The organism is Streptomyces venezuelae (assembly GCF_008642315.1).
Lineage (GTDB): Bacteria > Actinomycetota > Actinomycetes > Streptomycetales > Streptomycetaceae > Streptomyces > Streptomyces venezuelae_D.
Genome location: NZ_CP029192.1, coordinates 4586322 through 4599737 on the forward strand (window position 1 = coordinate 4586322; position 13416 = coordinate 4599737).

At 70.9% G+C, this 13416-nt stretch carries 13 protein-coding genes and 1 tRNA gene; 6 read left to right on the forward strand and 8 right to left on the reverse strand.

Going from position 1 to position 13416, the window contains the following annotated elements; all coding sequences use genetic code 11:
- Positions 1-251 precede the first annotated feature (251 nt).
- Positions 252-725: an ATP-binding protein gene (locus DEJ48_RS19900; protein ID WP_150217492.1), complete on the forward strand. Its 474-nt coding sequence runs from the start codon at positions 252-254 to the stop codon at positions 723-725.
- Positions 726-754: 29 nt separating this feature from the next.
- Here DEJ48_RS19900 and DEJ48_RS19905 read toward each other — a convergent pair whose 3' ends face one another.
- On the reverse strand, positions 755-2200 hold the full coding sequence (locus DEJ48_RS19905) for a PLP-dependent aminotransferase family protein (RefSeq protein ID WP_150217493.1): 1446 nt from the start codon (positions 2198-2200) through the stop codon (positions 755-757).
- Between the two features lie 47 nt (positions 2201-2247).
- Between DEJ48_RS19905 and DEJ48_RS19910 the strand changes: the two genes are divergently transcribed.
- Positions 2248-2757 carry a carboxymuconolactone decarboxylase family protein gene (locus tag DEJ48_RS19910; protein WP_150217494.1) on the forward strand — a complete coding sequence of 170 codons (510 nt, stop codon included), beginning with the start codon at positions 2248-2250 and terminating at the stop codon, positions 2755-2757.
- Positions 2758-2810: 53 nt separating this feature from the next.
- Here the strand turns inward: DEJ48_RS19910 and DEJ48_RS19915 are convergent, their stop codons facing one another.
- The gene (locus DEJ48_RS19915; RefSeq protein ID WP_150217495.1) at positions 2811-4271 is read right to left on the reverse strand and encodes an aminopeptidase P family protein; all 1461 of its coding nucleotides are present in this window, start codon (positions 4269-4271) and stop codon (positions 2811-2813) included.
- 135 nt (positions 4272-4406) lie between these two features.
- Positions 4407-5942, reverse strand: coding sequence for a PP2C family protein-serine/threonine phosphatase (locus DEJ48_RS19920; RefSeq protein WP_150221271.1), 1536 nt, complete (start codon positions 5940-5942; stop codon positions 4407-4409).
- A gap of 453 nt (positions 5943-6395) precedes the next feature.
- Between DEJ48_RS19920 and DEJ48_RS19925 the strand changes: the two genes are divergently transcribed.
- On the forward strand, positions 6396-7073 hold the full coding sequence (locus DEJ48_RS19925) for a bifunctional DNA primase/polymerase (protein ID WP_150217496.1): 678 nt from the start codon (positions 6396-6398) through the stop codon (positions 7071-7073).
- A gap of 55 nt (positions 7074-7128) precedes the next feature.
- On the forward strand, positions 7129-7632 hold the full coding sequence (locus DEJ48_RS19930) for a hypothetical protein (protein WP_150217497.1): 504 nt from the start codon (positions 7129-7131) through the stop codon (positions 7630-7632).
- Positions 7633-7874: 242 nt separating this feature from the next.
- On the opposite strand, the gene DEJ48_RS19935 is transcribed toward DEJ48_RS19930, so the two are convergent.
- The 3 genes from DEJ48_RS19935 to DEJ48_RS19945 all read right to left on the reverse strand — a co-directional run bounded on the left by DEJ48_RS19935 (position 7875) and on the right by DEJ48_RS19945 (position 10452).
- Entirely contained in the window at positions 7875-8864 is a 990-nt protein-coding gene (locus tag DEJ48_RS19935; protein WP_150217498.1) for a DUF5926 family protein, read from the reverse strand.
- Positions 8865-8932: 68 nt separating this feature from the next.
- Positions 8933-9550, reverse strand: coding sequence for an ATP-binding protein (locus DEJ48_RS19940; protein ID WP_150217499.1), 618 nt, complete (start codon positions 9548-9550; stop codon positions 8933-8935).
- A gap of 53 nt (positions 9551-9603) precedes the next feature.
- Complete coding sequence (locus DEJ48_RS19945; protein ID WP_150217500.1) at positions 9604-10452, reverse strand: glycerophosphodiester phosphodiesterase; 849 nt, start codon at positions 10450-10452, stop codon at positions 9604-9606.
- A 194-nt stretch (positions 10453-10646) separates the two neighbouring features.
- On the opposite strand from DEJ48_RS19945, the gene DEJ48_RS19950 reads away from it, so the two are divergent.
- Together DEJ48_RS19950 and DEJ48_RS19955 are read left to right on the forward strand one after the other, a co-directional pair.
- On the forward strand, positions 10647-12278 hold the full coding sequence (locus tag DEJ48_RS19950; protein ID WP_150217501.1) for a S1C family serine protease: 1632 nt from the start codon (positions 10647-10649) through the stop codon (positions 12276-12278).
- 62 nt (positions 12279-12340) lie between these two features.
- Positions 12341-12425: transfer RNA gene (locus tag DEJ48_RS19955), tRNA-Ser, on the forward strand.
- A gap of 136 nt (positions 12426-12561) precedes the next feature.
- Here the strand turns inward: DEJ48_RS19955 and DEJ48_RS19960 are convergent.
- Together DEJ48_RS19960 and DEJ48_RS19965 are read right to left on the reverse strand one after the other, a co-directional pair.
- On the reverse strand, positions 12562-13101 hold the full coding sequence (locus DEJ48_RS19960) for a hypothetical protein (RefSeq protein ID WP_223832109.1): 540 nt from the start codon (positions 13099-13101) through the stop codon (positions 12562-12564).
- Between the two features lie 60 nt (positions 13102-13161).
- On the reverse strand, positions 13162-13350 hold the full coding sequence (locus DEJ48_RS19965) for a helix-turn-helix transcriptional regulator (protein WP_150217502.1): 189 nt from the start codon (positions 13348-13350) through the stop codon (positions 13162-13164).
- Positions 13351-13416 lie beyond the last annotated feature (66 nt).

The window sequence follows — 13416 nt, forward strand, 5'->3', positions numbered from 1 at the left end:
GCCGGGCCATCATCGCACTGGGCCCACCCCGTGCACACGGCAGGTCCGGAAGGTCCTGTTCCAGGTGATAGGTGGGGCATGAGCGGGGAACAGGCGGGTCACGGCGGGCCGTCCCCGTCCCGGCGTCCTACACCGAGTGGCGGGTGGCGCGCATCCGCCGTATGGGCGGCATCACGTCCATCGCGCGCTTATTCGGGGGCGTGGGCGGCAATACGTATCGGTATGTCGAGCCGCAGCCAGGAGGCTGGAGCATGAGCATGTGGTGGTCTCTCCATTTGCGGCGCGAAGCCGCGAGCGTCCCGCTCGCCCGCCGTCTGCTGATCGGCACGATGGAGACCGCGGGCGTGGACCCGGACGTCTCCTACGACCTGTCGGTCGCCCTCAGCGAGGCGTGTGCGAACGCCGTCGAGCACGGGGGCGGCGCCCCCGGGAGCACGCCGGGCGGCTACCGGGTCACCGCCTATCTCGACGGCGAGAAGTGCCGCATCGAGGTGACCGACTCCGGACCCGGCTTTCCCGGCACGTCACGGGGCTGTCCCGCGCCCCGGCCCGCCGCCTCGGCGACGGACGAGCACGGCCGGGGCCTCGGCCTGATCGAGGAGCTCGCCGACCACGTCCACCTCGGCAACAAACCGGGCAGGGGCGGCGGAGCGGTGATCACCTTCGACAAGATCCTCAAGTGGCGCGAGGACGCGCCACTGATGATGCCGTTGCTGACGGCGTGAGCTCACTTCACACGTGACCGGCGGGCCCCTCAGGAGGCCGGTGGCAGCGTCCGTAGCAATGCCTCCAGCGCCGTCCCGTACGCGTGCTCCGTCGGCGTCGAGTAGCCGACGACGAGGCCGTCCTCGGCGGGCATCGTCGCCCTCGGGTGGCGGAACGCCGCGAGTCCGTCCAGCCCGATCCCCTGCCAGGCCGCCGCCTTGACCGCGGACGCCTCCGTCCCCGGCGGCAGCCGCAGCACCGCGTGCAGGCCCGCCGCGATGCCGGTGGCCGCGATGTGCGGGGCCCGCTCGGCGAGGGCGGTGACGAGCCGGTCGCGGCGGTGCCGGTAGCGCTGCCGCATCCGGCGGATGTGCCGGTCGTACTGTCCGGAGGCGATGAACTCGGCGAGCGTGAGCTGGTCGAGCACGCTCGCCCACGCCTCCCGCTCCCCCTTGGCCGCGAGGACACCGGCCACGAGCTGCTCGGGCAGGACCATCCAGCCGATGCGCACCGCGGGGGACAGGCTCTTGCTGACCGAGCCGAGATAGACGACCCGTTCGGGGTCGAGTCCCTGCACGGCGCCGACCGGCTCGCGGTCGTAGCGGAACTCCCCGTCGTAGTCGTCCTCAAGGACGAGGCCGCCACCAGCACGCGCCCAGTCGACGACCGCCGCGCGCCGGGCGGGGTGCAGTGGGCCGCCGGTCGGGAACTGGTGGGCGGGCGTGAGCAGCACACCACGCACGCGTGGAGCCTGCTCGCCGGTCAACTCCTCCACGCGCGTGCCCTGTTCGTCCAGGCCCAACGGCACCGTCCGTACGCCCGAGTCCTCCAGGATCTCGCGGTGGAACCCGAGCCCGTACGACTCAACGGCGAACGGACCGCGCAGCACACCGCCGCCCGATCCGCGCGCGCCCGCGAAAAGCAGCCGCAGCGCGTGCGCGAACCCCGAGCAGACCACGACGCGTTCGGGGTCGGCGCGCACTCCCCGCGCCCGCGTCAGATAGTCGGCGAGCGCTTCGCGCAGCTCGACGCGGCCGCGCGGGTCGCCGGGCCCGAAGGCGTCGTTGGGCGCGGCGTTCAGGGCCCGCCGGGCGGCAGCGAGCCAGGCCGTGCGAGGGAAGGACGCGGCGTCCGGCTGCCCCTGGCGCAGGTTGTACGCGGGCGCCTCGGGGCGCGTGGGAGCGGGCTTCGGCCGCCGCGGGCGCTTGGGCGGCTTCGCACGCTCCGCCACGCGCGTCCCCGACCCCTGCCGCGCCGTCAGCCAGCCCTCGGCGACCAGTTCGGCGTAGGCGTCGGCGACCGTGTTGCGCGCGAGACCGAGGTCGGCGGCGAGGGAACGGTAGGGCGGCAGCCGGGTGCCGGGGGCGAGCCTGCCCTCACGTACGGCATCCCGCAGCGCGCGAGCGAGAACGGCCCGGCGACTGCCCGGACCTGACAGATCGACATGCAGGTCACTGCCGATGCGCTCCGCCAAATTGACCCATGATTCCGGCATGGAAATGCACCCTACTGGAGGTCTTTCGCACGCCTAGATTCATAGTCATGACGAACAACACGAACACCACGCAGACCACGACCGCCGCGCAGACCACCCCCGCCCCCCGCCTCAACTTCGCCAAGGCCGCCCCGAAGGCCTTCAAGGCCCTCATCGGCTTCGACGCCGCCGCCCGCGACGGTCTGGACCCGGCCCTCGTAGAGCTCATCCAGATCCGTGCCTCGCTCCTCAACGGCTGCGCGTACTGCCTCCACATGCACACCTCCGACGCCCGCAAGGCGGGCGAGGACGAGGCGCGGCTGCACATGGTCGCCGTGTGGCGCGAGGCCCGTAACTTCTTCACGGAGAAGGAGCAGGCCGCCCTCGCCCTGACCGAGTCCGTCACGCTCGTGGCACAGGGCGGCATCCCGGACGACGTCTACGTAGAGGCCACTCGGCACTTCGACGAGGCGGAACTGGCCCGGGTCCTCGCCCTGATCTTCACGATCAACACCTGGAACCGCATCGCCCTGAGCACCGCGAAGGTCGCGGGCGAGGACGAGCGCGTCGCCCACTGAAAGGGCCGGTTCCCCTCCGGGGGAACCGGCCCTTCGCCGTACAGCCTCGGATGTCAGCCCTTGAGCCGCGCCATCCACGCCTCGACGTCGTCGGACGTGCGCGGCAGCGCGGCCGACAGGTTCTTGTTGCCGTCGGCCGTCACGAGGATGTCGTCCTCGATGCGGACGCCGATGCCGCGGTACTCCTCGGGCACGGTGAGGTCGTCCGCCTGGAAGTACAGACCGGGCTCGACCGTCAGGCACATGCCGGGCTCCAGCGTGCCGTCCACGTACGTCTCGGTGCGCGCGACGGCGCAGTCGTGGACGTCCATGCCGAGCATGTGACCGGTGCCGTGCAGCGTCCAGCGGCGCTGCAGACCCAGCTCGAGGACGCGCTCGACGGGGCCCTCGACGATGCCCCACTCGACCAGCTTCTCGGCGAGCACGCGCTGCGACGCGTCGTGGAAGTCGCGGAACTTGCCGCCCGGCTGCACCGCCGCGATGCCGGCCTCCTGGGCCTCGTACACGGCGTCGTAGATCTTCTTCTGGAGCGCGTCGAAGCGGCCGTTGATCGGCAGCGTGCGCGTGACGTCCGCGGTGTAATACGAGTGCGTCTCCACGCCGGCGTCGAGCAGGAGCAGCTCGCCGGAGCGGACGGCGCCGTCGTTGCGCACCCAGTGCAGGGTGGTGGCGTGCGGGCCCGCGGCGCAGATCGAGCCGTAGCCGATGTCGTTGCCCTCGACGCGGGCGCGCAGGAAGAACGTTCCCTCGATGTAGCGCTCGCTGGTGGCCTCGGCCTTGTCGAGGACCTTCACGACGTCCTCGAAGCCGCGGACGGTGGAGTCGACGGCCTTCTGGAGCTCGCCGATCTCGAAGTCGTCCTTGATGAGGCGGGCCTCGGAGAGGAAGACCCGCAGCTCCTCGTCGCGCTCGGCGGTGACCTTGTCGGTCAGGGCCGCCTCGATGCCGGCGTCGTAGCCACGCACGACACGGACGGGGCCGGTGGCCTCGCTCAGCTTGCCGGTCAGCTCGCGCACGTCGGACGCGGGGATGCCGTAGAGCTTCCCGGCCTCGGTGAGGGAGTGGCGGCGGCCGACCCAGAGCTCGCCCTGGCCGTCCAGCCAGAACTCGCCGTTCTCGCGGTTCGAGCGCGGCAGCAGGTAGATCGTGGCCTTGTGCCCGTCGGAGACCGGCTCCATGACGAGGACGCCGTCCTCGGTCTGGTTGCCGGTGAGGTAGGCGTACTCGACGGAGGCGCGGAAGGCGTACTCGGTGTCGTTCGAGCGGGTCTTCAGGTTCCCCGCGGGGATCACCAGACGCTCGCCCGGGAAGCGCGCGGAGAGCGCCGCGCGGCGGGCGGCGGTGTTCTCGGCCTGCGCGACCGGCTGCAGGTCGTGCAGCTCCGTGTCGGCCCAGCCGGACTTCATGCTTTCGGCGAGCTCGTCGGAAACGCCCGGGTACAGGCCGTTCTTGCGCTGCTTGATCGGCTCTTCTTCGGTCTCTTCCGGGGTCGCCGGGTTGAGCGCCTCCGACACGATCTGCCTCCTATGTACGACACTGGGCCACCCTCCATCGTACGGGCGTACGGAAGGGGTCCCAGGGCCGGAAGGCCACTTACACAGCGTGCCCGGAGCCTCACCGGGAAGCCTCCACGCGCGCGTGGACACGCATCACTCGAAACGTGCCGCCAGGAGCACGACGTCCTCGTCGCTGTCCGCGACGTCGAGCCCGTCGGGCAGGACGGTGTGCAGCACGTGGTCGGCGATCGCCCCGGGGTCGTCCCTGATGCCCTTGGGGACGCTCGCCGCCGCCGCGTGCAGCCGCGCGAAGGCCCGGTCCATCGGGTCGCCCGTGCGGTGCAGGAGACCGTCGGTGTAGAGAAGCACCGTTTCTCCGGGCTCCGGGGAGATTTCCACGCTCGGCGCCTCCCAGCAGGCGAGCATGCCGAGTGGCGCGGACAGGGAGGTCTCCACGTACTCCGTGCGCCGCTCCCCGATGATCAGCGGCGGGCTGTGCCCGGCACCGGCGAGGACGATCTTGCGCAGGGCGGGCTCGCAGTACGCGAAGAGTGCCGTCGCCGACCGCGCGGGCTCGGTCAGCCGCAGCAGCAGCTCCAGGTCGGAGAGGACGGCCACGGGGTCCTCGCCCTCCATCACCGCGTACGCCCGCAGGGACGCGCGCAGACGCCCCATCGCGGCCACGGCGCTCGGGCCCGACCCGGTGACGGAGCCGACCGCGAGGCCGAGCGCGGCGTCGGGCAGCGGCAGCGCGTCGTGCCAGTCGCCGCCGCCGCGCGGCCCGGTGCGGTGCCGGGCGGCGAGCTGCACCCCGGCGACCCGCGGCAGCCGCGAGGGCATGAGCTCCTCGCGGAGGGTGGCCTCGGTCGTGCGGGCGCGGTCCAGGACGAGCAGCCGCGCCACGTGCTCGGACGCCTGGCGTGCGTAGAGCCCCACGAGGTGGCGTCGGCGCGCGTCCGGTTCGGCGGGCTCGTCGTACAGCCAGACGGCGGCGCCGATCCGGCCTGCCGTCTCGGTGGCCAGGGGCAGTGCGTAGCTCGCCGCGTAGCCGAGGACGGCGGCGACTTCGCGGTGGCGGGGGTCGAGGCCCTCGTCGGCGAGGAGGTCTGGCTGGGCGATCTCGTCCGGCACGGTGCCGGGTCTGCCCTCGGCGGCGTCCAGGAGCCTGCCGTACGAGGTGGCGCGGCGCGGCACCGTCTCGATGTGCCCGAGGTCCGCGCGGTCGAGTCCCAGGCCGATCGTGGTCTCGGGGCCGAGTCCGTCGGCCGGTTCGATGACGACGAGGCCGCGCCGGGCGCCCACGAGGGCCGCTCCGGCGCGCAGGAGCTCGCGCAGTGCCTCGTCGAGGGCGGCCGTGCGGGCGAGCCGCTCGGTGAGTTCGTGCAGCGTGGTGAGATCGGAGACCCAGCCCGCGAGCCGGTCCTGGATCAGGGCTCCGGGGGCGCTGGGTACGGGAGTGCCCTCCGCGCGTGGCGCGGCGGGTGTGGTCGGCGCGATGGGCGCGACAGTGTGTGCCGGTGGCGGAACTGTGGAATCGATTCCGGCCACTTTCGGAAGGTGCGGGGCGTTCATGGCTGACGGCTTTCCGGCCGGTGCGTAATGCTCAAAAGCATCGCAAACCCCCATGTCGTTATGCGCCGCTAGCAATGTCTCCAGATGTACACGCACTGGTGAGGGGATGTCCAGCATTGTCCTGCCGGGATTCATGGTGTTCGGGGGAATTCCGTGAACTGTAAAAGATCTTGGAAAGTTGGCTGAAAACAGCGCCGGGTTAGGGCATATTAGGGTCGACTGACGTTGTTCGGTAAAGCGTTGCAGTGGTCGCGCTGGGTACGTACTCAGTGATGGCCAGGGGCAGTTGGGATCGATCCGGAACCTGTCGAAGGACCCGGGCGTCCTAACTCACGACGACCGTGCCCCATCCTCCCGTGGCGGAGGCGGCAAGCAATATCGCGGGACGGCAAACGCCAGGCGCCGCCACCCCACGCCACGTCAACGCTCGGTTCAGAGTGGTTCCCCATGCCGCAGGCTGGGTGCAGATGTGCCAGCTCGTACGTACAGCGAAGTGATCCACACATGGTGTGATGTGGCCCGCAGTCTCCCCGGCTAACGCCGGCGTGCAACGGAAAGGAACGAGCGCTCATGCGCGAGATCCTCGGAAGGCGACGCAGGCTCCTGTCCTGGCGAATCGGAAGGAAGCCCGGCCGGAGCGCCGGACAGCTCGGCGCGGCTCTGACCTTCGCGACCGCATGGCGGTGGCCCGTACTGCCAGGAGTCGGTCTCGACCGGCGTGACGGCACCCGGTGCGCCTGCCCCGACCTCGACTGCGCGGTACCGGGCGCGCACCCCCTCGACCCCGGCCTCCTCGCCGCCACCACCGACGAGCGGATGGTCCGCTGGTGGTGGACCAACCGACCCGGCGCGCCCATCGTCCTCGCCACCGGAGACCGCGCCCCGTGCGCCGTCAGCCTCCCCGCGGAAGCCGGCGCGCGCGCCCTCGCCGCGCTCGACGAGGCGGGCATCAGGCTCGGCCCGGTGGTCGCCACCGACGCCAGACTCCACATCCTCGTCGCGCCGTACTCGCTGGCCCAGTTGGGCGAGCTCCTCTACGCCAAGGACTACGTCCCGGGATCCCTCCGCTTCCACGGCGAGGGTGGCTACATCGCCTTGCCGCCCTCCGTGACCGGACAGGGTCAGGTCAGCTGGGAGCGCGCGCCGCTGCCCGGATCGGCCGCCCCCTGGGTGCCGGACGTCGAGGCGGTCGTGGACGCCGTCGTCGACGCCCTCACTCGTACGGGTGTGAGCGCGCCCGAGTTGTAGGGGAATTGGGCGCGCGGCGAGCTGACCGCGCGCCCGCTGTCGTTATCTTCGGTCCATGCAACCCCGCCTGATCATGCTCTTGGGCGTCGCGGCCGTCACGGTTCTCCTGCCGCTCGCCGGGGCGTCCGCGGGGCCCGTGGGCGACGGTGACGCGAAGTCGCCCCTCCCCACCCCCTCGGCAGCTCCTTCGAACACCCCTGCGGAGCCGCGCGCGGACACCGCGTCCCGGTGCGGCCCCGAACTCTCCTCGCCCGACGGCATCGAGGCCCAGACCTGTGTGCTCACCCTGGGCCGCGACACCTGGGCGCGGACCTATTACCGCAACGCCACCGGCGACGAGCTGACCGCCGTCCTGACCCTGATGGGCCCCGGCGGACGCACCGTGCAGATGCACTGCGAGGTGGAGGCGGGGGACGAACCGGCGGCGTGCGAGACCCCGCGCGAGCGGTCGGCGGGCGACGCGGCGGCGTACTCGGCGGTGGCGGAGTACGCGGCGGGCGAGACGGCCGGACTGCTGCTGCGTTCGGGCAGCAACTCGGCGCCCTCGCAGGACAGTTGAGCCTTCGACCGGTCCCCGGACATGCAAGGGCCCGGTTGCTGGCGACGGGGGATGCACCAGCAACCGGGCTACCTGAACGGTAACAAGAGATCGGCTCTTGGCAAATTCGATCCCAGTTATCCGGACAGGGATTTACTTACCGCTACCGGGAGTTGTGACTGGAGTCACCGATTCCGTTCGCAGCCGTACCGACTGACCGGTGCGTCAGTCGGTACGGGACGGCACGCGCGAGGGCGGCGGGGTCAGCTGAGCGTGACCTGGCGGTTGGTGAGGCCACCGCGCGCCCGGCGCTCGTCCGCGGTCAGCGGGGTCTGCGAGGCGAGTGCCGCCGCGAGCCGCTCGGCGAACTCCGCCGCGGGCTTCTCGACATCGGCCGCCGAGACACCGGTCGGCAGGTCCCACACCGGGACGGTCAGACCGTGCGCACGGAAGGAACCGACCAGCCGGGTGCCCTCGCCGAGACTCGACGTACCGGCCGCGTGCAGCCGGGCCAGCGCGTCGAGGAGCTGCTCCTCGGGGTGCGGCATGACCCAGCGCAGGTGGTTCTTGTCCGGCGTCTCGCACCAGTACGCGGCGTCCACGCCGGTCAGCTTCACCGTCGGAATGGCGGCGTCGTTCGCCCGTTCGAGGGATGCGGACACCTCGGGCGTGGCGTTCTCCGCGTCCGGCACCCAGAACTCGAAGCCCGAGTGCACAACCGGCTCGAAACGGCCCTCCGGGTCGATCAGGTCCTGCAGCCGCGGTCCTTCGGCCGGGGCGCGGCGGCCCTTCACCGGCGTACCCGGCTCGGCCTCCAGCGCGCGCTGCAGGGTGTCGGCCAGGTCGCGGCTGATGTCGCCGGACGCGGTGTCGTTCTGGAGACCGAGCAGGACCGAACCGTCGTCGCGGCGCAGCGCGGGCCAGGCCATGGGCAGCACGGTGGCGAGGGACACCGACGGAATGCCGTCCGGCAGCTTGTCCTTGAGGGTCAGCTCGACCGTGGCGGCGGGCACCAGCTCGCGCAGCGCGATCCAGTCGCACTCGCCGGGCAGACCCTCGAAGGGGCGCTGCACCAGTTCGGTCACCGCGTGCGCGGCGGCCCGGCCGTGACACGCCTTGTAGCGCCGGCCCGAGCCGCAGGGGCAGGGTTCACGGGCGCCGACGACCGGATAGTTCTCCGCGCCGCCGGTGCGGGCTCCGTCCTTGACCTGCGACTGCTGCTTGCCCTTGGTCTGAGGGCGCTTCTTGGCCATCTGGGTGTCTCCCGGCTGCGGCTCTGTTGCACTCTTCCGTACGGGCGCGAGCCTAGCCGTTCGCGGATTCAGTCCAGATCGTCGAAGGGGTCCACGAAGGCGAGCTCGGATATCGCGGCCGCCGACGGGGCGGCGACGCGCGTAGCGAAATCCTCGTGATGGTGCCCTCCTTGCACGACGGCCCACACGGTGACCTCGCCGTGCACGTCGTCGCGCACGCCCCAGGCGTCGGAGAGCGCCGTGATGATGTTGAGCCCCCGGCCGCCGTGCGCCGTGACCGACGGAGTGGCCGGCACCGGGCGGGTCGGGCCGCCGCCGTCCGTCACCTCGACCGTCAGCCGGCCCGTCTTGTCGACGTGCCACGCCACGCGCACGTCGCCGTCTCCGACCATTCCTCGGCCCAGTGGCCTGCCGTGCCGGCAGGCGTTGCTGAGCAGTTCCGACAGGATCAGAACGGCGTCGTCGACGACCGACTCGGACACCCCGCTCATGCGCAGCTGATTGCGCATGTGGTGCCTTGCTTCCCCCACGCCCGCAGGGCCATGGGGAACGGCCATGCTCGACGACGTGGGCACCTCCCGTGCCACCACCAACGCCACCCCCGAGACCTCCTTCGCCCCACGCCACGGTGTGGATGCCCCATTGGACTGGACCGGAAACCGGCCAAACCACGTCCGGTGACGCACTCGTGACGATCGAATACGGACCGAACGCGCCGGTGCACTCCCTGTAACCGGAGTTAATGGAGTCCCAGTTGGTTCAGCTGTGACAGAACCTGCTTGGGGCGGTTGGTGATGATCGCGTCGACGCCCAGTTCCGCACAGAGTTCGACGTCCTCCGGCTCGTTCACCGTCCATACGTGAACCTGGTGCCCCGCACGCTTCAGCTTCGCGACGTACGAAGGGTGGCTGCGCAGGATCCGCATGGCCGGACCAGCGATGCGTACTCCCTCGGGGAGGCGCCCGTCACGGTGGCGCGGCGACACGAACTGCATCAGGTAGACGGTCGGCAGCGTCGGAGAAGCGGCCCGGACGCGGTGCAGCGAACGTGCCGAGAAGCTCATGACACGTACCGGCGAAGGGCCTTCCGCGGGCGGCGCGTCCAGGCCGAACCGCTTCAGCAGCAGAAGCAGGCGCTCCTCCACCTGGCCCGCCCAACGGGTGGGGTGTTTGGTCTCGATCGCGAGCCGTACGCGGCGGCCCGAAGCGTTACTTTCGGCCACGAGCTCCAGGAGGCGCTCCAGGGTCAGGACGGAGGTGTCCGCACCCGTGGCCTCACCCGTCGCGGAGGCCCAGTCGGGGTCCTCCTCCGCCTCTCCGTGGTGCTTCTTCCAGGAGCCGAAGTCCAGGGCGGCCAGATCGGCCAGTTCGAGGGCGGAGACGGCGCCGCGGCCGTTCGACGTACGGTTGACGCGCCGGTCGTGGACACAGACGAGGTGGCCGTCGGCGGTGAGCCGTACGTCGCATTCGAGGGCGTCGGCACCGTCCTCGACCGCTTTCCTGTAGGCGGCCAGCGTGTGTTCGGGAGCGTCCTCGGAGGCTCCGCGGTGGGCGACGACCTGAATCTGGTGCTGTCGTGCGAGGGTCACCGCGTCATGGTGCCATCACGGGGTACCCGGAGGCTCGCCGGGCGAGGCCCTCCCGGAGCGCCGGACACACAGGATCGGCTTATGGTGCCCTGACAGCCCATGGGAAAAGCTGACTGCAGACAACTGCACAGTCGGCACCGCCAGGCCGTGACCGAGAACGCACGTAACGACAGCATGGACCGAGGAGAAGAGCTGTGAGCACCGAGAACGAGGGCAACGAGGTACCCCAGGCCCCGTCCGCGCCCCCCGCGCCGGTGGACGCTCCCGCTGTTCCCGCAGACTCCGCCGCCTCCACCGCCCCCACTGCCGCCACCGACTCCGCCGGGCAGCAGGGGCACGAGGGGGCGCCTTCTGCTCCCGCGCACGCCCCCTCCGAGGCGGCGTCCGGTCAGACTGCGGGCCATGCTCCTCAGGCGGCTCCTCCGGAGGGGGCGCCTTACGGCTCCGCGCAGGGCACTCCGCACGGAGCGCCGCACGGGGCTGCCCCCCATGACACGCTCCACGGCACATACCCCGGCATCCACTCCGGCACCCACCAGGGTGCTCATCACGGCGCTCCGCAGGCCGGCCCGCAGGCCGCTTCCGGCGCCGGGAACTGGCCTCCGCCGCAGCCGCCCGCCATGCCCTCGTACGCGACGGGCGGTGGCTCCGGTTCGGGCTGGGGCGCCTCGTACCACCCGCAGGAGCCGAAGCCCGGCGGCCGGCGCGGCGGCTTGGTCGCCGCGGTGCTCGCGGCCGCCCTGCTCGCGGGCGGCATCGGCGGAGGTGTCGGCTACTGGGCGGCCGAGCGCGGCGACAGCGACACGAATTCGACCACGGTCTCCGCGCCCGACACGCCCGCCGACCTGAAGCGCGAGCCCGGCTCGGTCTCCGACATCGCGAACAAGGCCCTGCCCAGCGTCGTGACCATCGAGGCGCAGAGCGGCGGCGGCGAGGGCGGCACGGGCACCGGCTTCGTCTACGACACGCAGGGCCACATCCTCACCAACAACCACGTGGTGGCGTCGGCGGCCGAGGGCGGCAAGCTCCAGGTGACGTTCTCGAACGGCAAGAAGTACGCCGCGGAGGTCATCGGCCGCGCCGAGGGGTACGACGTCGCGGTCATCAAGCTCAAGAACGCCCCGTCCGGCCTGCAGCCGCTCAAGCTCGGCAACTCCGACCGCGTGGCCGTCGGCGACTCGACCATCGCCATCGGCGCGCCCTTCGGTCTCTCGAACACGGTCACCACCGGCATCATCAGCGCGAAGAACCGCCCGGTGACCTCCAGCGACGGCGGGCAGAGCGGCAAGAGTTCGTACATGAGCGCGCTGCAGACCGACGCCTCGATCAACCCCGGCAACTCCGGCGGCCCGCTCCTGGATTCGCGCGGCGCGGTCATCGGCATCAACTCCGCGATCAAGCCCGCGGAGAGCGGTGGCGGCCTGGGCGGCCAGGGACAGTCCGGCTCCATCGGCCTCGGCTTCGCGATCCCGGTGAACCAGGCCAAGCAGGTCGCCCAGCAGCTGATCAAGACCGGCCAGCCGGTCTACCCCGTCATCGGCGCGTCGGTCTCCCTCCAGCAGGAGGGCGCGAACGGCGCGACGATCTCACGGGAGGCCGTGAGCGGTTCGGAACCCATCACTCCGAACGGTCCGGCGGACAAGGCGGGCCTGAAGCCCGGCGACGTCATCACGAAGCTGGACGACATGGTGATCGACAGCGGCCCGACCCTGATCGGCCAGATCTGGACCCACAAGCCCGGCGACAAGGTCAAGATCACATACGAGCGCGACGGCAAGGAGCGCACGGCCGACGTGACGCTGGGCCAGCGCAAGGGCGACAGCTGACCCGCTAGTCTTGTCCCCGCGCCGTCCGATTCCGGACGTCTTTCCGGTGGACGGCGGCGCGGGGTGGGTTGCCCGAGCGGCCTAAGGGAACGGTCTTGAAAACCGTCGTGGTTCACGCCACCGTGGGTTCAAATCCCACACCCACCGCGCAGGTCAGAAGCTATGCAGGTCAGAAGGGGTGCCACTCTCCGGAGCGGCACCCCTTCCGCATGGACCCTGTCTCACCCTTTCTCGCCCATATCCCAGCGTTGACCAGTACGTATGGGCCATCTGTGGGCCAGGGTCAGGACTCTTCCCCTTCGTCGAGCGCGCGGGAGATGAGGTCGTTGGAGTTCTGCTGACCGCCCTTAAGGATCTCCGCCGGGGGCTCCTCGACTGCGTGGCGCGGGACCCAGGTGCCGTCCGGCCCTCGAACTGCGCGAAATGCCCACTGATAGAGCGCGTCACGCAGCACTGAGGGGTGGGGCGCCCCCCGCTTGCTTGTAACGAGCGCGGGTGTCACGACCGCGAGGGATTCCGCGATGCTCGCCCGGTGCTTGGCGGCGGCGCGCGGCCACTTCATGAGTACATACTCCGTCACGTGCTCGTACCACGACGGAGAGGTCAGAGCCATCAACTCACGTGCAGGCAGGCCCGTTTCCTCGTCGAACTGCTGCTGATCCCGCAGGGCCGCCATCAACTCGGCCCGGCGCCCATCTGCCTGCGGCTTCAGCTTGAAACTGCGGGAGTGGGGTCGCTCGCCAACCCTCCAGCGCAGTTCCCACGGCTTGGGACGGCCGGCGCGCTTGCGGATGGACCAGATATCGACGTCATACGTGAGCATGTCTCTCCAGACGTGACGAGGGGCCCGCGCTCAGCGCGGGCCCCGGTGAAGCGGTTTGATCTATGCGGCGTGCTGCTCGCAGCGCTCCCACCAGGCATCAAGGTCGGCGCGGCTGACGCGGACTTGGCCGTTGGGGAGTTTGCGGAGGCGGGGGGCTTGGCCGCGGGCGCGCATGCGGTAGAAGGCGGCGCGGCTCATCTTGATCTCTGCGAGGACTTCGGGGAGCTTGAGCATCTGAGGGCGTGCCACAGTCGACTCCTTCGAGGCTCTGGTCATGGCGGGCTGGCACCTGTCCGAGGTTCGGATTTCTGCGTC